Raw genomic sequence first — 18,911 nt, 5'->3', positions numbered from 1 at the left:
CACCCCGCGGAAGCTCTTCCACGGGTCGGGCCCGACGGGGGGCCGCTCGACTGATTCGCTCACGACGGATCCCGCCCGAAGAGGGTGCGGGCGGCGCCGGCCGTCACGACGGATCCGGTGATGACGACGCCGCTGCCGGAGAAACCGTCGGGGTAGGCGTCATCGGCACCGCCGTCCTCGGCCAGCGCGATCGCGGTCTCGATGGCGTCGGGCAACGTCTGCGCCGTGATGACGCGGTCCGGGCCGAAGTGTTCCTCGGCGCGCATGGCGAGCCCCTCGACGTCGAGCGCCCGCGGAGATCCGTTGTGCGTCACCACGATCTGGTCGAAGGCCGGCTCGAGGGCAGCCAAGATCCCGTCGACGTCCTTGTCCCCCATCACCGAGACGATGCCGACCAGGTGGCGGAATTCGAACTCGTCGGCAAGCGCGCGGGTGAGCGCTTCCGCACCCGCCGGGTTGTGCGCCGCGTCGACGAACACCGTTGGTGCGCTGCGCATCCGCTCCAGCCGGCCGGGACTGGACGCGGTGGCGAAGCCCTCCCGGACGGCGTCGACGTCGAGCTGACGGTCCGGGCCCGCTCCGAAGAACGCCTCGACGGCGGCCAGGGCCAGCAGGGCGTTGTGGGCCTGGTGCTCGCCGTGCAGCGGCAGGAACACCTCGGGGTACACCCCGCCCAGGCCTTGGAGTTCGAGCAACTGCCCGCCGATGGCGACTTGCCTGCGGAGCACCGCGAACTCCGACCCTTCCCTCGCGACCGCGGCGTCGGCCCGAACGGCTTCGGCGAGAATGACTTCCATCGCCTCGGGGGTCTGCTGTCCGATGATCACCACGGTGCTCAGGTCGACGTCGGGGGCGACGGGGTCGGGCAACCGCTTGACGATGATGCCGGCCTTCTCGGCGGCGATTTCGGCGATCGTGTCCCCGAGGTAGTCGGTGTGGTCCAGGCCGATGGGCGTGATGACGGCGACCGGCGCGTCGACCACGTTGGTGGCGTCCCAGCGGCCGCCGAGGCCGACCTCGATGACGGCGACGTCGACCGGCGCGTCGGCGAAGGCCGCGAACGCCATCGCCGTGACGACCTCGAACTTGCTCATGCGAGGTCCGCCGGCCGCCTCGGACTGCTGGTCGACGAGCTCGACGAACGGTTCCAGTTCGCGGTAGGTGTCCACGTAGAGGGCCGGGGTGATCGGCTTGCCGTCGACGGAGATGCGCTCCACGGCCGACTGCAGGTGCGGGCTGGTGGTGCGCCCGGTCCTGCGATGCAGCGCAATCAGCAGCGAGTCGACGATCCTGGCGACCGAGGTCTTTCCGTTGGTGCCCGCGACGTGGATGGTCGGATAGGCCCGCTGCGGCGAGCCCAGCAGCTCCATCAGCGCCGAGATCCGCGTCGTGCTGGGCTCGATCTTGGTCTCGGGCCAGCGCTGGTCGAGCAGGTGCTCCACCTGGAGCAGCGCGGCAATCTCGTCGGGCGTGGGTTCGGGCGTCGGCTCGGCCGTCGGCTCGGTCACGAGAGCCCGGCGAGTCGGGCCGTGATTCGCTCGACCTCTTCCCCGGCGACCTGCTGCCGGGTACGGATCTTGTCGACGACGGCGTCGGGGGCCTTGGCCAGGAACTCCTCGTTGCCCAGCTTGGCGGTGGTCTGCGCCAGATCCTTCTGCGCGACGGCGAGGTCCTTCTCCAAGCGCTTCCGCTCGGCGGCCACGTCGACGGTGCCCGAGGTGTCCAGTTCGACGAGCACCATTCCGTTGGACAACCGGACCTCCACCGCGGCCGACGGCGTGAACCCGTCCGCGGGGTCGGTCAGCCAGGCCAGCGAGGTCACGGCCGCGATCTGCGTCGACAGGTCGGCCTCGGCGACGCCGATCAGACGTGCCGGCACCCGCTGCCGGTCGTTGAGACCCTGGTCGCTGCGGAACCGGCGGACCTCGGTGACCAGCTTCTGCATGTCGGCGACCCGGCGACCGGCGACCTCGTCGAGGGCATACCCCGACGGTTGCGGCCAGTCCGCGATCACGACCGACTCGCGGCCGGTAAGCGTCTTCCACAGGGTCTCGGTGACGAACGGCATCACGGGGTGCAGCAGCTTGAGCAGGCTGTCCAGCACGGCGGCCAGCACGGCGTTGGTCCGCCCGTCCGGCTGCTCGGCCAACTGGACCTTGGCGAGTTCGAGGTACCAGTCACAGAATTCGTCCCAGGCGAAGTGGTACAGCGACTCGCAGGCTCGACTGAACTCGTAGCGGTCGAACGCCGAGTCGACCTCCGCGCGAACCTCTTCCAACCTGCCGAGGATCCAACGATCGGCATCGGTCAGGTGCTCGGGGGCCGGCAGCGGGGCAAGGGTCGCCCCGTTCATCAAGGCGAACTTGGTGGCGTTGAACAACTTCGTCGCGAAGTTCCGCGAGGCGCGGGCGTAGTCCTCGCCGATCGACATGTCCCCGCCGGGGTTGGCGCCGCGGGCCAGGGTGAACCGCAGCGCGTCAGCGCCGTAGGTGTCGACCCAGTCCAACGGGTCGATGCCGTTGCCCTTGGACTTGCTCATCTTGCGGCCGAATTCGTCGCGGATCAGGCCGTGCAGGAACACATTCTCGAACGGCACCTGCGGACCGCGCGTGCCGCCGGCGGTGATGGCGTCGTCGTCGCCGACGAAGGTGCCGAACATCATCATCCGGGCCACCCAGAAGAAGATGATGTCGTAGCCGGTGACGAGAACAGTTGTCGGATAAAACTTCTCGAGCTCCGGGGTGCGGTCGGGCCAGCCCATCGTGGAGAACGGCCACAGCGCCGAGGAGAACCACGTGTCCAGCACGTCGGGGTCCTGCTCCCAGCCCTCGGGTGGCGTCTCGTCCGGTCCCACGCAGACCTTCTCGCCGTTGGGGCCGTGCCAGACCGGGATCCGGTGGCCCCACCACAGCTGACGCGAGATGCACCAGTCGTGCATGTCGTCGACCCAGGCAAACCAGCGCGGCTCCAGGCTGGCGGGGTGAATCACGGTGTCGCCGTTGCGCACTGCGTCGCCGGCGGCCTTGGCCAGGGATTCGACCCGCACCCACCACTGCAGGCTCAGCCGCGGTTCGATGGGCTCGCCGCTGCGCTCGGAGTGCCCGACGCTGTGCAGATAGGGCCGCTTCTCCTCGACGATGCGACCATCGGCCGCGAGCGCCTCCCGCACCGCGACGCGGGCGTCGAACCGATCCATCCCGTCGAAGCGGGTTCCGGTGCCGGCGATGCGGCCTCGTGCGTCCATGATCGACGGCATCGGCAGGTCGTGCCGGACGCCGATCTCGAAGTCGTTCGGATCGTGCGCGGGCGTCACCTTGACTGCGCCAGTGCCGAACTCGGGGTCGACGTGGGCGTCGGCGACGATCACCACCTGGGTGTCGAGGAACGGGTGGGGCAGGGTCTGACCGACCAGCGCCCGGTACCGCTCGTCGTCGGGGTGCACCGCGATCGCGGTGTCGCCCAACATCGTCTCCATCCGGGTGGTGGCCACCACGATGTGGGGCTCGTCGTCGTTCATCGAGCCGTACCGGAAGGACACCAGCTCCCCCTCGACGTCGTCGTACTTGACCTCGAGATCGCTGATCGCGGTTTGCAGTACCGGCGACCAGTTGACCAGCCGCTCCGCCTGGTAGATCAGGCCGGCGTCGTAGAGCCGCTTGAAGATGGTCCGCACCGCGCGGGACAGCCCGTCGTCCATGGTGAATCGGTCGCGGCTCCAGTCGACGCCGTCACCGATGCGGCGCATCTGGGTGCCGATGGTGCCGCCGGACTCGCGCTTCCAGTCCCACACCTTCTCGACGAACGGCTCGCGGCCGAAGTCTTCCTTGGTCTTGCCGTCGGCGGCGAGTTGCTTCTCCACCACGCTCTGGGTGGCGATGCCGGCGTGGTCCATGCCCGGCAGCCACAGCACCTCGAAGCCCTGCATCCGCTTGCGCCGGGTCAGCGCGTCCATCAGCGTGTGGTCCAGGGCGTGGCCCATGTGCAGGCTGCCCGTCACGTTGGGCGGTGGGAGCACGATCGAGTACGGCGGCTTGTCGCTCGACGGGTCGGCCGTGAAGTAGCCCGCGTCGACCCACCCCTGGTACAGCTCGGTCTCTACGGCAGCCGGATCCCACGACTTGGGTAGGGCCTGCACCCCTGGGCTGTCTGCGGATTTCGGGCTGACGGTCACCTCGACAGTGTAGGAACTCCTGACGAGCTCACGAGAAAGGCCCTCGATCGCGGCTTCTCGACGGGGTGCGGGACTACTTCTTGGCGCCGAGCAGCCCGCCGAGGATGTCGCCCAGGCCCCCGCCGCCGCCTTGACCGGCGCCCAGCATGCCGCCGAGGATGCCGCCGAGGACGTCTCCGACGCCGCCACCGCCGGACCCGTGGGAGAGCTGCTTGCCGAGGTAGGCGAGCACGATGGGCGCGAGGATCGGCAACAGCTTCTTGATCAGCTCGCCGTTTCCGGCACCACCGCCCGAGAGTGCCGCGGCGACCTGGGTGCTGTCGTTGCCGCCGAAGATCTTGGCGATCGCCTTGGATCCGTCGGCCTCGTCGACCTGGTCGACGCTGACTCCCCCGTCCAGCAGACCGCTCGCGGCGTGGGTGCTTGCCGCGTTCTCGATGCCGGCGGCGTGGCCGGGATCCTGGGCGTTCTGCCGCAGACCGCCGACCAACAGCGGCACCAGCGTCTGGACGGCGCGGTTCACCTCGCCTTCGTCGGCGCCCAGCTTGCGGGCGATGTCGCCGGTGGGAATCTGGTTGAAGAGTTCGTCGAGATCAGCCATCGGGTCACCGTCGCCTTCGCCGTTGAAGTGGTCGAGCCTGCCCGCGACAGTAGCCCCGACGACGAACCGTCACAGCCGTTCGGTCGTCAGCGTCACACCCGCGGCGGGCAGTCGCGCGAGCAGCGCATCGCCGAGTGCCGTTGCGGGCGTGAGGACGCCGTGGAGGTCGGAGAGCGCGTCGCGGTCGAGCGCCAGCGCCAACCCGCATTCGCCGAGCAACACCGACGTCGCCTTGTACCCGGGATCGCCCTTCTGCGCCATGGTCGCCCGATAGCGGGCCCCACTGGTGGTCGTGGTGTAGGTCTCGACCTTGTAGTGGCCCTTCTCGCGGGCCTGCTCGCTGGGTCCCGTCCCTGGCTTGGGCAAGATCCGCTCGACGAGACCGCGGGGCAGCTTGTCGAAGTACCGGCTGCCGAGGCTCAGCACTGCGGCATTGGCCGCGGTACCCAGCGCCGCGGCGACGGGCGCCACCACCGACGACCCCACGCTCATGTTCTCCGCATACCGGAACGTTCGGCCGTACGCCCAGTCGAGCAAGGCGTTGCTGCGCCGCACGATTCGCGCGTTGGGCGCCCCCATCGCGAACGCGCCGGTCCACACGCCGTCGAGTTCGGGGGCGATGTCGCGCCCGCGGCGCCACGGGGTGTCGGACTGGTGACCGAAGTCGGGCTCGGCGGACCGGTCGGTCGTGAGGGTGTACGGGTCGCTCATCGCCCGGCGCGCCTCGGGGTCGGTCGACGAGGTGTGCATGACCTCGAGCATCGAGGCCGCGGTGCCGCCGGACACGCCACCCGCGAAGCCGCGGAGGACGAAGTTGGTCTCCCCGAGTTCACCTGCGCCGTCGGCGAGGGCCCGCTTGTAGAGCGCGTAGACCGTGAGATCCGAAGGAATGGAGTCGAATCCGCACGAATGGACGATGCGGGCACCGTTGTCGGCGGCTTCCTTTCCGAACAGGTCGATGCTCTCCCTGATGAACATCGTCTCGCCGGTCAGGTCGGCGTAGTCGGTGCCCGCCGCGGCACAGGCGGCGACCACGGGCAGCCCGTACTTGGTGTAGGGCCCCACGGTGGAGACGACCACGCGGGTCCGCGCCGCCATGTCGTTGAGGGTGGAGGGCTGGCCGGCCTCGGCTTCGACGAGCTCCCAGCCCTTGGCCACCTCGCCGAGGGATTCACGGACGTCGCGGAGCTTGGCCACCGACCTGCCCGCCAGGGCGACGCGCGCCGAACCGCCCGCCGCGGCCAGGTACTGCGCGGTCAACTTGCCGACGAACCCCGTGGCCCCGTAGAGAACGATGTCGAATTCACGCTGCGCTTCGGTCATGGCCCCAAGCTACCGGGGCCTCATCCCAGCGTGTCCGGAAGCTCCTCGGCCTCACCGCGCAGATGGCGCCCCAGAAAGGCCAGGATCACCTGGTACCAGATCTTCGTGTGCTGCGGCGCGAGCACCCAGTGCCCCTCCGTGGGGAAGTACAGGAACCGATGCGGGCTGGTGCCGTCGTCCGCGGCGGGAAGCCCGGACCGGGTCAGCAGGTCGAACCACAGCCGCAGGCCCTCGCCGATCGGCACGCGGTAGTCCTTGTCGCCGTGGATGACGAGCGTCGGGGTGGCGATCTCGCCGACGCTCCGGTGCGGTGAGTTCCGGTCGGCCATCGCCGTCGTCATCTCCCGGGCCCACCAGTAGGCGCCGTCGGTGGTCGGCCCGAACTGGTCGAGCGCCCACAGGCTGGCGTGAGTGACGATCGCGTCGAAACGATCGGTGTGACCGGCGATCCAGTTCGCCATGTACCCGCCGAAGGATCCCCCCATTGCCGCGGTGCGGGTCGCGTCGACCCCGGGGTGCCGCAGCGCCGCCTCGGTCGCGGCCATCAGATCGGTGTACGGCGCGAAACCCCAAGCCCCCCAGCCTCGTTCGACGAAGTCCTGGCCGTACCCCGTCGACAGCGCCGGGTCGGGCATCAGGACGGCGTAGCCACGCGCGGCCAGCAGCCACGGGTTCCACCGCCAGTGCCAGGTGTTCCAACTGCCCAACGGACCGCCGTGGATCCACAACACCAGCGGCGCGGGCGCGTCACCGTCGGGAAGCACCAACCACGACCGCACCGCGGTGCCGTCGTCGGCGACGGCCGACACGTCCACCACCTCACCGGGGAGATCCGGGGCGTCCACGCAGGGCAGCACCGTCACGGACCCGTCGCGGTCGAGGCGCACGGGGTGCGGCGCCGCGGAGTACGAACTGCGCAGCGCGAAGATCGCCCCTCCGGGTGCGGGGCAGACGTCGGTGTAGGCGAAGTCGTCGGACGTCAGGCGCGTCACCGACGAGTCGGCGGGGTCGACGACGAACACCGGCCGGCGGCCCCCGTCGTCGGCGGTGACGACCAGCGATGAGCCGTCACGCGTCCACGCGACCGAGGCCGGCCACCGGTCCCAGTCCTCTGCGATCGTGGTGACCGGCTCCCCGAAGGTCATGAGACACAGCGTCATTCGTGGCGCCTTTTCGGGCGTCGAGTGCGACTCCCGGATGAACGCCACCGCCGACCCGTCAGGCGAGATCGCGGGGGTGCCCAGATCGGCGAGCGGGTCGTCGGCGACCGTCGTCCGCGTGCCCGCGGCGACGTCGACGCGCACCAGGACGTGGCGGATCGAGGCGCCAGGGCCTGGCACCGCCCACGAAACCACCGCGAAGCGGCCGTCGGCGCTGAGGTCGACGTCGGCCTCGCGCAATCCGCCCCCGGGACGGGGCGTCACGTCCCGGGAGCCGGACACGTCGACGAGATGCGGTTCGGCGGGGCCGATGTCGTGATCCCAGTGCCGCACGGGAAATCCGGTGTGCAGCACCGCCGACACCTTGGCGTCCTTGCGCAGCGCGCGCACCCGCGCGTCGTCGGCGACGTCGGCGGCCGAGGGCATCAGCGGCGCGGTGACCAACGTGACGTCGGCGGCCCGGGCAATGTGAACCGCGTCGACGCCGCCGGCGAGGTCGAGGACCGCGACGGCTTCCCCACCGCTCGAGGGCAGCCGCCACAGAGACGCCGTCGGTTCGTCGGTGCCGTCGGCGCCGGGGACCTCGCGCGTCGCGACGAAGAGCAGGTCACCGGCGGCGGTGAACACCGGTGCCGACTCCCCCTTGGTGCCGCGGGTCAGGCGGCGGGCCGGCCGCTCGCCGGCGACGTCGAGCTCCCACACCGCGGTGACGTACTCGGTGCGTTTCGCGTTCAGCTCGCTGACGGTGGTGACGGCACGGGTCCCGTCCGGCGACACCGCGAGCCCGGCGACTCTGGGCAGGGCCAGGAACTCGTCGAGATCGAAGAAGGGGGACGGCGTCATGTTCCTCCGTGATGTCGTAGCCACGCCACGATGCGGTCGCGGTGCGGGGCGAAGCCCTTGTAGTCGGCCAGGTCTTCCGGTAGCTCGGCGAGCACCGCCGCCGCGCGCAGCCGCCAGGGTTCGACGGTGACGAGGTCGCTCAACGACAGCAGGTAGGTACGGATCAGGAAGCAGATGGCCCCGGACTCGGGCAGCCGGATGAGGTGTTGCACTTCCACGCGAAGGTGGACGAGGCGGCCGAACGCGTCGTCGTCGGCGTCGACCGCCGCGTCCCGGTCCGGGGCCCACTCCGGGTAGCGCTCGAGTGACTGGTCGAGGCGGTGACCCATCGCCATCGACCAGTTGGTGCGCCGGTACGCCTCCCCCGGCTGCAATCGCACGATGAAGTCGCGGGCCCTGGTGACGACACCACTCTCTCGAAGGCGCGGTACCGGCCCGTGGACCTCGAGGAACTCCATGCCGACGTCGAAGCCGAACGACCAGGCCGCCGCGAAGGTCACGACGCCCGCGTCGACGAACAGTTCGTCGCCGCGCTGGTCGAGCAGGACGACGTCCTCCTGCACCTGAGCAGCGACGTAGGCCAGCGGCTCGGCCGGCAGGCTGGAGTCGTCGCCGACGGTGAAGTCCTGGACGACACCCAGCCGGGCGTTGCGCCAGCGCCAGGTGTCGCCGTCACCGTCCAGGGACATCACCTCGGGGTACGTGGTGGCCAATGCCCGCATCAGGGTGAGCATCGCGTCCCAGCAGGCCGGGCGCATGTGCGGCAGGACGGCATGGCGACCGGGGTCGGCGGCCAGGATCGTCGCCCGCTCGGCGAGTTCGGTCTCGTAGTCCCCGTCGACGTCGACGAGGCGGTCCCCCCACCGGCCGGTCGCGGTCGGCACCTCGGTGCCCGCCGGTGCCAAGTTGGTGCTGTACCGGTAGCTGTCGGTGGTGAAGGGGAAGGGGAAGGCGGACAACGACTTCGGGGCCACTCCGGTCACAGCGCCAGCTCCAGTCGTGGTCCGGCCGCCCTCGACACGCAACACATCATCGACTCCCCGGCCGCCCGTTCCCGCTCGCTCAGATAGAGGTCCCGGTGCAGTATCCCGCCCGCGGCGACACCGATGCGGCATTCGCCGCACACCCCCTGCCTGCACAGGTTGGGCACGTCGACGCCGCGCGCCAGCAGGGCGGCCAGCAGCGAGACGCCCGACTCGACGGTGAAGGTGGCGCCGGTCGCGCTCAGGTGAACCTCGAACGGCTCCCCGGGGTCGAAGGCGTCGGTGCCGAAGTGTTCGACGTGTACCCGGCTGGCGGGCCAGCCCCAGTCGGTCGCCCTGGCGGTGACCTCGGCCATGAAGGACGCCGGACCGCAGACGTAGAGGTGGGTCCCGAGCGGTTGATTGGCCAAGGCATGTTCGGTTGCGGTGGTGAAGGATTCGCGGTCGGTGAAGATCGTGGCGTCGTCGGCGAGCGCCTCGACCTCCTCGACGTGGGCGCCGCGGTCGCGGCGGTGGACGTAGAGCAGTTGGACGTCGCGTCCCCACCGCCGGGCGCTGCGCAGGTGCGACACCATGGGGGTGATCCCGATGCCCGCCGCCACCAAGAGGTGTCGCCTGGCACTCAACACGGGCGCGAACGCGCTGCGCGGTCCGCGGGCAGCGATCACGTCGCCGGGGCGCACTTCGTGGTGCAGCCACCGTGATCCACCGGAACCGTTGGGGCACAGCAGCACCGAGATCGAGTAGCTGGTCGGGGTGGCACCGTCACCGGTGAGGGAGTACGCGTTCAGCACGGGCCCGCACCGGACGACGAGGTGACTGCCCGGCGTGAACGACGGCAGTGGCCCACCGTCCGGCCGCGCCAGGGTGAGGGATCGGATGCCGGGGATCCGCTCGTCGACGGCGACGACCACCAGGTGCAGGTCGGTCATGCCAGCACCCCGAGGTGTGCGCCGATCCGTCGCGAGACGTGGGCCTGGACGGCGAGCCGGCGACCACAGCCATGGCAGGCGACGACGCCGCCGAGTGGCACCGCGTCGTGGGTCACCGCGCGACAATGCGCGCAGTGGACGTCCTTGGCGGTCACGTCGGTGCTGGCGACGGTGATCTCGTCGTCGCCGATGCCGATGCCGAGCGCGTGGGCCCTCAACCGGAGGCAGGCGTCGGCCGGGCCTGCGATCATCAGCCGCCACCCGACGCGCGCGGTGGCCACGTCGGCGTCGACCGCACCCGTCGCCACGTCGTCGTCGCACACCAGGTGCACGCGAGGGGACGCGCCGGGGCGGCTCTCGAGCTGCGCAACCCACTCGCTGGCGATCGACTCGCCGCCCACGAAGGCGACCACGGTCCAGTACCGGCCCGACACGTCGGCCGGGGCGCAGCGGGGCGCGACGGCCCACGGGGGCACGCTGGTGAACTCGATGGCGGGCGTCATGGCGGTCTCCGTCGAGGAAACCACACATCCGGGTCAGCGGCGCGGGTGGCGCGGCACTCGGCCGGCGAGTGCCACCGCACCGGCGCCCACCAGCGAGATTGCCGACGACACGGCGATCGCCACGTTCCAGCCGGCGGCCAGGTCGTCGCCGACGTGGGTGGCGATCACGACGAAGGAGGTGATGCCGACCGCCGCGCCGAAGTAGCGGGCCGTGTTGTTGGCCCCACTGCCCATCGCCGCCCGGTCGGCGTGGACGCTGGCGACCGCCTCGCGGCCGAGCAGGGCGTTGAGCAGTCCCGTCGCGACGCCGGCCACGAACAGCGACGGCACCAGCCGCCACGGGCTCGACTCGGTGGTCACGCCGAAGCCGAGCGCCTGGCCGGCCGCCACGACGACCAGCGCGACGGCGATCGGCACGGGCCCGGTCATCGGATGCCGCACGTGCCGGGACAGGAAGGCCGTCACGACGCTGGTGCCGGACCACACGACGACGAGGAGGCTGGCCGGCCAGATGCCGGCTCGCAGCCCCGTCTGGGCCAGGGTCGGGACGAACGACACGGTGGCGATGACGCCGGCACCCAGGACGAAGGACCCGACGGTGGCGGCGCGGAAGCGGTGGTTCCGAAGAAGTTTCGGCTCGACGAGGGGATCGGTCACGCGAACTTCGACGAGCCCGAAGCCGATCAGCGCCAGCAGCCCGGCGGCACCCAGCACCACCGATGTCAGGTGAATGCCGTTGCGCCCGAGGGTCAGTGCGCACACCAGCAGAATCATCGCCGCCGCGAACAGCCCCAGTCCACCGCCGTCGAGCCGACGCCGCTCGGCCGCGCGTGACTCACCGATGCGGGACAGGCTGGGCCACAACAGGATCAGTGCGACCACTGCGACGGCCAGGTATGGGCCGCGCCAGTGCGCCGCCCCGACGGCGGCGGACAGCACCGCCCCCACCGTGATGCCCAGACCGACGCTGGTGCCCCACACCGCGGTCGCGTGGGTGCGGCGGCGCGGCTCGGTGAAGTCGTGCGCCAGGATCGCCAGACCGCAGGCCAACACCGCGGCGCCACCCAGTCCCTCGAGCACACGACCCGCGACGAATCCCACTGGCTCCCAGGCGAGGCAGCAGGCGACGGCCCCGACTGCCATCGCGACGAGCCCGGCGAGGTAGACGCGACGGCGGCCCACGTTGTCACCGACGACGCCGGCGGCCAGCAGGCCCGCGGCCAGGCCGACCGACATGGAGTTGAGCACCCACGGTCCCGTGGCGACACCGGCGCCCAGGCCGGCCACCGTCGCCGTCAACGTGGCCATCGGGGTGACGTACGTGACCAGTACCAGCACCGTGCCCGCCGCGATGGGAACCAGGGAGGTGACGTCGCGCTTGACAGGTTTGATTTTCAAACTCACTCCTGGCACGCTAACACCATGTCGACCACGCCGCTTGCCGATCTTGCGGGCCGCCCCTGTCCGATCGCCGCCGCGATGAACGTGGTCGGCGAGAAGTGGTCCTTGCTCGTCGTCCGCGAAATCGCCCTCGGCGCTTGCCGTTTCGGAGAGATCGTGAGGGGAACCGGCGCGCCTCGCGACCGGATCGCCGCGCGGCTCAAGACGCTGGAGGCGGCGGGCATCGTCGACCGGACCACCTATCAGGACCATCCCCCGCGCGACGAGTACGGGCTCACCGCGTCGGGCCGCGACCTGCTGCCCGTGCTGGACGCGCTGTTGACCTGGGGCGCCGAGCACGCCGTGGCGTCCGACGACCCGTTGCGCCCCAGCCGCTATCGCCACTTCGTCCGACCCGAGGAGACCACGTGACCGACGATCAGGGATGGGGCGAGAAGCGCTCGAAGGTCGTCACCTGGCACGACCCCGCACCCACCACGGCCAAGGGCCTGTCCATGGCGGGCGTCGACTACCTGCGCGCCATCGTGGACGGGACGCTGCCACCGCCACCGATCTCGGGGCTGATGACGTTCGCCATGTCCTCCGTCGAGCCCGGCCGCGTGGTCTTCACCTGCGAACCCGACGACTCGGCGTACAACCCGATCGGCGCGGTGCACGGTGGATTGGTCTGCACCCTGCTCGACTCGGTGGCCGGCTGCGCGTTGCACAGCACGCTGCCGAAGGGCAAGGGCTACACGTCGATCGAGATCAAGGTGAACTACCTGAAGGGCGTGCGGACGTCCAGCGGACCGCTGACCGCAATCGGCACCGTCGTCAAGGCCGGGTCGCGCGTCGGCTTCACCGAGGGCGTCGTCACCGACGCGAGCGGCGCCATCGTCGCGACCGCGTCGAGCACCCTGCTGGTGTTCGACCTCCCGACGCCGGGCCGATGAAGCGTCGAGGCGTGAGCCGCAGCTTCCTCGTCGTCGGCGCCGGCATCTCCGACGTGCCTCAGCCGGCAGCCGGTGCCAGTACCCGCAACTTCGACCACGGGATCTTCGCCATGTCGTAGTAATCCCACGACAACCCGGCATTCGTCCAGGCCGCGCCAGGATTGGCGGCGGTCGCGCCGGGCACGGTTTCGAACGCGAACGCCATCCGCGCGGAACCTTGGTCGACGACGTAGGCGCCGTAGGTCTGCAACGTCTTGGCAATGACCTTCTCGCCTGCCGTGATGCCCGGGATGGCATCGACGTTGATGGACGGGTCCAGCTGGATGCGGTACCCCTCGGGGATCGGCACCGCCACGCCGGCGAGGTTGGCGCCGTCTGACTTGATGGCGGGGCCGACGAATGCGGGCCCGGCGATGTCGGTGGCGAAGACCAGCGCGTGGTTGACGCCCGTGTTCGCAGCGACTGCAGCACTGAACTCGGCGGCGGTGATTACCCCGGCGTAGCGCGAGATGTTGCTTGCCGTGGCCGATCCCGACGCGTCGACGCCATTGCCCTTGAGGTCGGTCATCCCTCCCCACGAACCCGACCAGGTATTGGTGGCGCTGTCGTATTTGGCCTGCCAGATGCCAAAGACCTTGCCCGTCACGGGGTCCTGAACCGTGATTTGCCCGTCGGAACCGGGGGGCACCTTGGTACCCAACGGGATGGGCACCGTGTAGGTGCCGAACGGATCGCTCCCCCACGGCTGGGTGAGCTTGACGTCGTATCGGGGGGTGCTGCTGGTAATCGCCGACGCGGGTATCACCGTGACGCCGTAGTCGTAGAGATCCGCTATCCGGGACGCGCTAGGGGCCGAGAGGTAGCTCACCCAGGTCGCACTGTTGGCGGCTGTTGCCGCGTTCGCCGAGATCGGCTTCCACAGCCAGTCGGCCCCGTTGAAGAAACTCGGAGAGCTCGTCGTCGGCGAGGTCGGGGTGGTGGGCGTCGTCGGTGTCGTGGTCTGCTTGGCGACGACGGTGATCTTGTCTACCCGCAGGTTGCGGTCCAATCCTGGCCACAGGTAGAGGTCGTTCGTGAACGCGACGCTGACGGTGTGAACTCCGGCAGCAATGGTCACCGGCACGTTGTAGTCAAGCCACGTCGTAGACGACACCTGCGCCGTCGAGACCACCTTTCCGTCGACGGAGACGGTCATGCTGGGTGCGCCGAAGAACTGGTCGCCACGCGCACGGATCACGATGTTCGTCGACGCGGGCAACGAAAGAGTGGTTGACGCAGTCGAATTCGACGCCAGCAGCAGAGCCCCCTGACCGGAAGCGGAGGATTCCTGGTACGCCCCTCCGGCCCCGGACGGCGTGAGCGTCATGGCCTCCGCCTCGATTACCGGATTGGTCACGGCAGTCGTCGTCGCACTGGTCGCCGCGGTGGTCGTCGCGCTGGTCGCTGCGGTGGTCGTCGCGCTGGTCGCGGTCTTGGGGACGACCGCGGCCGACGTGGCGGCGACCACCTGCGCTGCGGCGACTTGAGTAGCGGCCTTGGCGGCCGTCGGCGTCGTCGCGTTGCCAGTTACCGAATCGGGCTCGCGACGCGTCGCCGCCAAGAGCGTCAGCGAGAGCGACGTACCGTCGGGAGTCGCGGGCACCTGTCCTGCCGGTGCGGCACTCGTCGCCGTCGCCGTCGCCGTCGTCGTCGGCACAACGGACGACGCGGTTTCGACGGCCACTGCGCTGGTGACGGCGGACACCTTCGGTGTGGTCCGAGCGTCGACCGAGGTCGACGTGACGCCAGTCGACTCGCCGGATGGCGTCTGCGTCTTCGAAGCCTGCGTTGCCGCCGAATTCGAACGCGCCGTCGTTGCGGGACGCTGGTTGGTCGGTGCGGGACGCTGGTTGCCCGTGGTCCCGGCGTCGCGATGGCTCACGGCCCGCGCGGTGGAACTCGACGAATTCACCGAGGCGTCCGTGGCGGCCGCATCCAAGCGACCCGTGCCCGCGGCACCCGTAGGCGTCGAACGTGGCGCGGACGAGGCCGGGTCCGAAGCACTCGCCGACTGCGACTTGGGACCTGCGCCAGACGTGGACGACGACTCGTTGGATGACGACGCCGAGGATCCGCCGTCAGCGCCTTCGGCATGGGCAATACCCGCGGTCGCCATCGCGGTACCGATCCCCAAGGCGACTGCGAGGGCTCCAATTCTCCCGATGAGCAACGAATTAGGGATAGTGAGAGGTTTCGCCTCCCCCGGAGTGCTGGTTCGGAATGCAGCAGACGACGACTTCAGAACCGACATCTCGGACCCCTGGTTATGTCGAAGCGGGTGTAAAAGGTCATTTGGAAAGCACTGCCCTGCCGCGATCTACCTCGCCAGCGGAAACTTACCTCCTGCCCATCCGCTGTGAACAGTTACGCGAAAATTCGCTAAACACTCTGTTCAGCAGTTCATTCAAGAATCTCAGTTAACTCAACACGCGACGTTGCCACTTATCTTTTGGCGACTCCCCTTGAGATGAGGACACGGCCCCTCTGCTGGGCGAGCAGGATGTGTGACAATTTTCAGCAAACAACTCGTGCGTCACCACGATGGGATCGGTCTGCACAACCGACCAACCCGCCGCGCCGAGACAGGCGGCGCCGGAACCCAATTCGGGACTGATCGCGGGTCCAACCACTCGGGGCACGTTCGAAGGCGATCGTCGCGAGCCGTGGGTTGATCTTCGAACCCCTGTCGCGCCTACACCCGCGCGCTGACGCAGGGCAATGGCTACACGACGTGCAGCGGACCGCTGACCGCCACCGGCACCGTCGTTCAAGGCCGGGTCGAGCACCCTGCTGGTGGTCGACCTCCCGACGCCGGGCCGATAACGTCGAGGCGTGAGCCGCAACTTCCTCGTCGTCGGCGCCGGCATCTCCGGACTGGCGACCGCGGGTGCGTTGCAGCGCCGAGGACATCGGGTGACGGTCCTCGAGGAACGCGTCGACGCCTCGTCGGGGACGGCGATCACCATCTGGCCCAACGCCTTGGCCGCTCTGGACCACATCGGTCTCGGCGACGCCGTCCGCGAGTCCGGTGGCCGGGTGTCCGCCGGCGCGATGCGCTGGTCGGACGGCACGTGGCTTCGACGCCCCGCACCCGAACGGATCGTCGCCGCCCTCGGTGAGCCCTTGGTCGTGGTGCGGCGGTCGGTGCTGACCCGGATCCTGGCGGATGCGCTCGCCGACGGGACCGTCGAATCGGGCGTGGCGGCACGCGAACTCGTCGTGACCGCAACCGGCGTCCGGGTGACGACGTCGGACGGCGGGGCACGCGAGGTCGCCGCGGTGATCGGCGCCGACGGGATCGGCTCCATGGTGGCCCGCCACCTCAACGGAACGCTCCGCCGCAGCTATGCCGGATACACCGCATGGCGTGGCGTCGCCGGTTACGCGCTGGACCCGAACCTCGCCGGCGAAACAGTAGGCGTCGGAACCGAATTCGGGCACGTGCCGCTCGGGGCGAATCACACCTACTGGTTCGGCACCGAGCGTCGCCCGGAGGGCGACACCTCTCCCGGTGGCGAACTCGCCCACCTCCGCGACAAGTACCGCGGGTGGGCTGATCCGGTGCCCGCCCTCCTGGCGGCCACCGACCCGGCCGACGTCCTACGCAACGACCTCTACGACCGCGAGCCGGCTCGCCAATGGTCGCGCGGTTCCGTCGTACTGGTCGGCGACGCCGCCCATCCCATGCGACCGCACCTCGGCCAGGGCGGTTGTCAGGGCCTGGAGGACGCCGCCACGCTGGCGCGGTGCGTCGACGTCGTCGACGACCTTCCGGGGGCGTTCACGCGGTACGCCGAGCTGCGTCGCCCGCGAGCGCTCGCGCTGACCCGGGAGTCCAGGCTGTTCGGGAGGATCGTCAACGCTCGGCCCGCGCTTCTGGGCGCCGTGGCGATGCGGGCGTCGGCGGCGATACCCGAGGCAATCCTTCGGCGACACCTGGCGTCGGTGGCCGGACGGTCGGCCTTCGTGCTCAGCTCCGACCGGTCAGGGCACCCATCGGGTTGAGCAGCGCAGAGCACATCTGGCGGGGGTTGATGAGGCCGAGCAGTCCCTGGGTTGGCATCGCCTGGCAGCCGGTCGCGGGCTGCGCCGGGCTGATCGACGAGACGTTCCACACGGCCGGGGTGCCGCCCTGGACGCCGCACTTGGGCCATGCGCCGGGACCCTGGCTGGCGAGGACGTTCTCGGCGACGCGGATCTGCTCCGCCCGCGACGCCGTCGCGGGCGAACCGACGCCGCCGTTGGCGCTCCAGGTGGCGGGCTTGAATTGCAGCCCGCCGTAGTGGCCGTTCCCAGTGCTGGCGGCCCAGTTGCCGCCCGACTCGCACTGCGCGACGGCGTCCCAGTTCATCGAGTCGGCGTGCGCGGTGCCTGCGGACATGCCGGTCGACATCGCCATGGCGACGATCGCGAAGGCACCGGTCAGCAGAACGAGCTTGAGGCCGCTGGTGAGTGCCTTGCGGAATCCCTGGATCTTCACGAGTGCGGTCCTTCCCCGACCGGTTGACACGAGGACCGCGTTAGCCCCTGGCTAATTGACGCGGTCAACGGGTAATTCGTGGGGTCGATCACATGCGTTACAGAAGCGACGAAAGTTCTTTATCGAGACGTGATGGAAGCCAGGGAAAGCTGAGCTAGGAGGGTCAAAAGAGAAAGCAGCGCCGGGCGTGTCGCCCAGCGCCGCTCTCGCAGGTTCCTCGTCGAGCTATCCGCGTCGTCCGCAGACCGGCCAAGCGCCGATGCCCTGGCTCTTCAGCACGTTGTTGGCCACGCGAATCTGCTCGTCCTTGCTCGCCTGGTGCGGCGAACCGCTGCCACCGTTGGCGTGCCAGGTGCTCATCGTGAACTGCAGGCCTCCGTAGTACCCGTTGCCCGTGGCGGTCGACCAGTTGCCGCCCGACTCACAGGCTGCGACGGCATCCCAGTTGACGCCGCCGTCCGCATTCGCGGTCCCGGCTCCCAGCGCGATCGGGGCCACGGCGAGCGCCCCGGCGATGGTGGCCAGGCCAAGCGTATTGCGGGTGAACTTCAACTTCTGTCCTTTCGCCACGCGCGCACCAAGGACACCTGCGGGGTACGCAGGCGTAATTGCCTGAAGAACAGGCGAAAGGTACTGGGCCGTGCCGTCTCGGTCGGGCACGACAGTGGGCGGCTCGACATGCCACGCCGGGCGGTCACCCGACGGCGGTCACCGCACCGGATTTCGTCCGGGCCCTGTGTCCGCCCCACTCACACGCTGGTTCGTGGTTTGTGTTTCATTTGCTCCGCTCGTGGAGACCCTTGAAAGGTACAAACGTTCTCGCGGAATGCGAAACCCGCCGCGCCGCGTGTGCCCGTTCGATAACGATCGGATAACGACGATCCGTAGCAGCATTCGCGCAGGTCATCGCAGAGTTCGACGGAGCCCCCGAATTTCTCTGCCCCCAATCCGAAAGTGAGTCAAATCACGCGTCGAATGTGACGTGGCGCACGAAATGGAAGTCCCAGGCGTCACAACCACCACTCAGAACGGCTCTACACCAGCATGATTGGCGAATTCAGCCCAGGTGACGCCGAATTCGTTCGCTGAGAGACCGAGTCGCGTGGTCGGTCATTCATGTCGAAAAATGTTGTCGCACTGGGCGTTCCGACTAGCCACCATTTTCCGTCGCAGCTCGGTGACGATCACACTCTTCGCTGGTGGAAACCAATTGTGTTTCTGTGCAGACCATTTGGCCACCGACTTCCCCGCAACGCATCCGTCGTTCGAGGCGACCCACCCCTGCTCCTCGAACCGTCCCGCGAGCACGACGGCGAGCGAAATTCCCGACCGCTCCCCACGAAATTCGCAAAGGCAATGCGCTGCTCCACCTTTGGCCCAGCACGCGCGTCGCGTGGTCGTGAACGTCGTTCCGCCACAATGGATCACACGACATGCGCACCAAGCCGCCGGCAGCACGCAGCGAATGGCCGGGTCGGATTACCGCGTGAACGTCCCCGCCATTTCGTCACGCCAATTGCGAATGAATGCGGCAACGCCAGAA

Annotated in this window: 15 protein-coding genes; 3 read left to right on the top strand and 12 right to left on the bottom strand. The window is 69.3% G+C overall.

Annotated elements, in window-relative coordinates; all coding sequences use genetic code 11:
• Positions 1-59: 59 nt before the first annotated feature.
• The 9 genes from folC to H7J06_RS00540 form a co-directional block, all read right to left on the bottom strand.
• A complete protein-coding gene (gene folC, locus H7J06_RS00580; protein ID WP_264036026.1) occupies positions 60-1,508 on the bottom strand; it encodes a bifunctional tetrahydrofolate synthase/dihydrofolate synthase in 1,449 nt (482 codons plus the stop codon).
• Positions 1,505-4,171 (bottom strand): valine--tRNA ligase, encoded by a 2,667-nt coding sequence (locus tag H7J06_RS00575; protein ID WP_264036024.1) that lies wholly within the window; start codon positions 4,169-4,171, stop codon positions 1,505-1,507. The genes folC and H7J06_RS00575 overlap by 4 nt, the downstream gene beginning before the upstream one ends.
• A gap of 73 nt (positions 4,172-4,244) precedes the next feature.
• Positions 4,245-4,772, bottom strand: a complete 528-nt coding sequence (locus tag H7J06_RS00570) for a DUF937 domain-containing protein (RefSeq protein WP_264036022.1) — start codon at positions 4,770-4,772, stop codon at positions 4,245-4,247.
• Between the two features lie 69 nt (positions 4,773-4,841).
• Positions 4,842-6,095: a saccharopine dehydrogenase family protein gene (locus tag H7J06_RS00565; RefSeq protein ID WP_264036020.1), complete on the bottom strand. Its 1,254-nt coding sequence runs from the start codon at positions 6,093-6,095 to the stop codon at positions 4,842-4,844.
• A 20-nt stretch (positions 6,096-6,115) separates the two neighbouring features.
• Entirely contained in the window at positions 6,116-8,098 is a 1,983-nt protein-coding gene (locus H7J06_RS00560) for a S9 family peptidase (protein ID WP_264036018.1), read from the bottom strand.
• Positions 8,095-9,081 (bottom strand): heme-dependent oxidative N-demethylase family protein, encoded by a 987-nt coding sequence (locus H7J06_RS00555; protein ID WP_264036017.1) that lies wholly within the window; start codon positions 9,079-9,081, stop codon positions 8,095-8,097. The genes H7J06_RS00560 and H7J06_RS00555 overlap by 4 nt, the downstream gene beginning before the upstream one ends.
• Complete coding sequence (locus H7J06_RS00550; protein WP_264036015.1) at positions 9,078-10,013, bottom strand: PDR/VanB family oxidoreductase; 936 nt, start codon at positions 10,011-10,013, stop codon at positions 9,078-9,080. Before H7J06_RS00550 ends, H7J06_RS00555 begins: the two co-directional genes overlap by 4 nt.
• Positions 10,010-10,516, bottom strand: a complete 507-nt coding sequence (locus H7J06_RS00545) for a dimethylamine monooxygenase subunit DmmA family protein (RefSeq protein WP_264036013.1) — start codon at positions 10,514-10,516, stop codon at positions 10,010-10,012. The genes H7J06_RS00550 and H7J06_RS00545 overlap by 4 nt, the downstream gene beginning before the upstream one ends.
• Positions 10,517-10,549: 33 nt before the next feature.
• Positions 10,550-11,914 (bottom strand): MFS transporter, encoded by a 1,365-nt coding sequence (locus H7J06_RS00540; RefSeq protein ID WP_264036011.1) that lies wholly within the window; start codon positions 11,912-11,914, stop codon positions 10,550-10,552.
• Positions 11,915-11,938: 24 nt separating this feature from the next.
• Between H7J06_RS00540 and H7J06_RS00535 the strand changes: the two genes are divergently transcribed.
• Positions 11,939-12,328: a winged helix-turn-helix transcriptional regulator gene (locus tag H7J06_RS00535; RefSeq protein WP_264036009.1), complete on the top strand. Its 390-nt coding sequence runs from the start codon at positions 11,939-11,941 to the stop codon at positions 12,326-12,328.
• Positions 12,325-12,849 carry a PaaI family thioesterase gene (locus H7J06_RS00530; RefSeq protein ID WP_264036005.1) on the top strand — a complete coding sequence of 175 codons (525 nt, stop codon included), beginning with the start codon at positions 12,325-12,327 and terminating at the stop codon, positions 12,847-12,849. Before H7J06_RS00535 ends, H7J06_RS00530 begins: the two co-directional genes overlap by 4 nt.
• A 58-nt stretch (positions 12,850-12,907) precedes the next feature.
• Here the strand turns inward: H7J06_RS00530 and H7J06_RS00525 are convergent, their stop codons facing one another.
• Positions 12,908-14,800 carry a carbohydrate-binding domain-containing protein gene (locus tag H7J06_RS00525; protein WP_264036003.1) on the bottom strand — a complete coding sequence of 631 codons (1,893 nt, stop codon included), beginning with the start codon at positions 14,798-14,800 and terminating at the stop codon, positions 12,908-12,910.
• Positions 14,801-15,720: 920 nt separating this feature from the next.
• Here H7J06_RS00525 and H7J06_RS00520 point away from each other — a divergent pair.
• Positions 15,721-16,893 carry an FAD-dependent oxidoreductase gene (locus H7J06_RS00520; RefSeq protein ID WP_264036002.1) on the top strand — a complete coding sequence of 391 codons (1,173 nt, stop codon included), beginning with the start codon at positions 15,721-15,723 and terminating at the stop codon, positions 16,891-16,893.
• On the opposite strand, the gene H7J06_RS00515 is transcribed toward H7J06_RS00520, so the two are convergent.
• Positions 16,859-17,362, bottom strand: a complete 504-nt coding sequence (locus H7J06_RS00515) for a transglycosylase family protein (protein ID WP_372515204.1) — start codon at positions 17,360-17,362, stop codon at positions 16,859-16,861. The genes H7J06_RS00520 and H7J06_RS00515 overlap by 35 nt on opposite strands.
• A gap of 231 nt (positions 17,363-17,593) precedes the next feature.
• Positions 17,594-17,920: a transglycosylase family protein gene (locus H7J06_RS00510; protein WP_275078806.1), complete on the bottom strand. Its 327-nt coding sequence runs from the start codon at positions 17,918-17,920 to the stop codon at positions 17,594-17,596.
• Between the last annotated feature and the right edge of the window lie 991 nt (positions 17,921-18,911).

This window comes from Mycolicibacterium hodleri (assembly GCF_025822245.1).
Taxonomy (GTDB): Bacteria; Actinomycetota; Actinomycetes; order Mycobacteriales; family Mycobacteriaceae; genus Mycobacterium; species Mycobacterium hodleri.
This window is presented reverse-complemented; position numbering and strand designations above follow the sequence as displayed.

What these genes read in the sequence shown, in the direction of transcription:
- H7J06_RS00570 (WP_264036022.1), bottom strand. Translation starts at nt 4,772, where the DNA reads ATGGCTGATCTCGACGAACTCTTCAACCAGATTCCCACCGGCGACATC.
- H7J06_RS00565 (WP_264036020.1), bottom strand. Translation starts at nt 6,095, where the DNA reads ATGACCGAAGCGCAGCGTGAATTCGACATCGTTCTCTACGGGGCCACG.
- H7J06_RS00560 (WP_264036018.1), bottom strand. Translation starts at nt 8,098, where the DNA reads ATGACGCCGTCCCCCTTCTTCGATCTCGACGAGTTCCTGGCCCTGCCC.
- H7J06_RS00550 (WP_264036015.1), bottom strand. Translation starts at nt 10,013, where the DNA reads ATGACCGACCTGCACCTGGTGGTCGTCGCCGTCGACGAGCGGATCCCC.
- H7J06_RS00545 (WP_264036013.1), bottom strand. Translation starts at nt 10,516, where the DNA reads ATGACGCCCGCCATCGAGTTCACCAGCGTGCCCCCGTGGGCCGTCGCG.
- H7J06_RS00535 (WP_264036009.1), top strand. Translation starts at nt 11,939, where the DNA reads ATGTCGACCACGCCGCTTGCCGATCTTGCGGGCCGCCCCTGTCCGATC.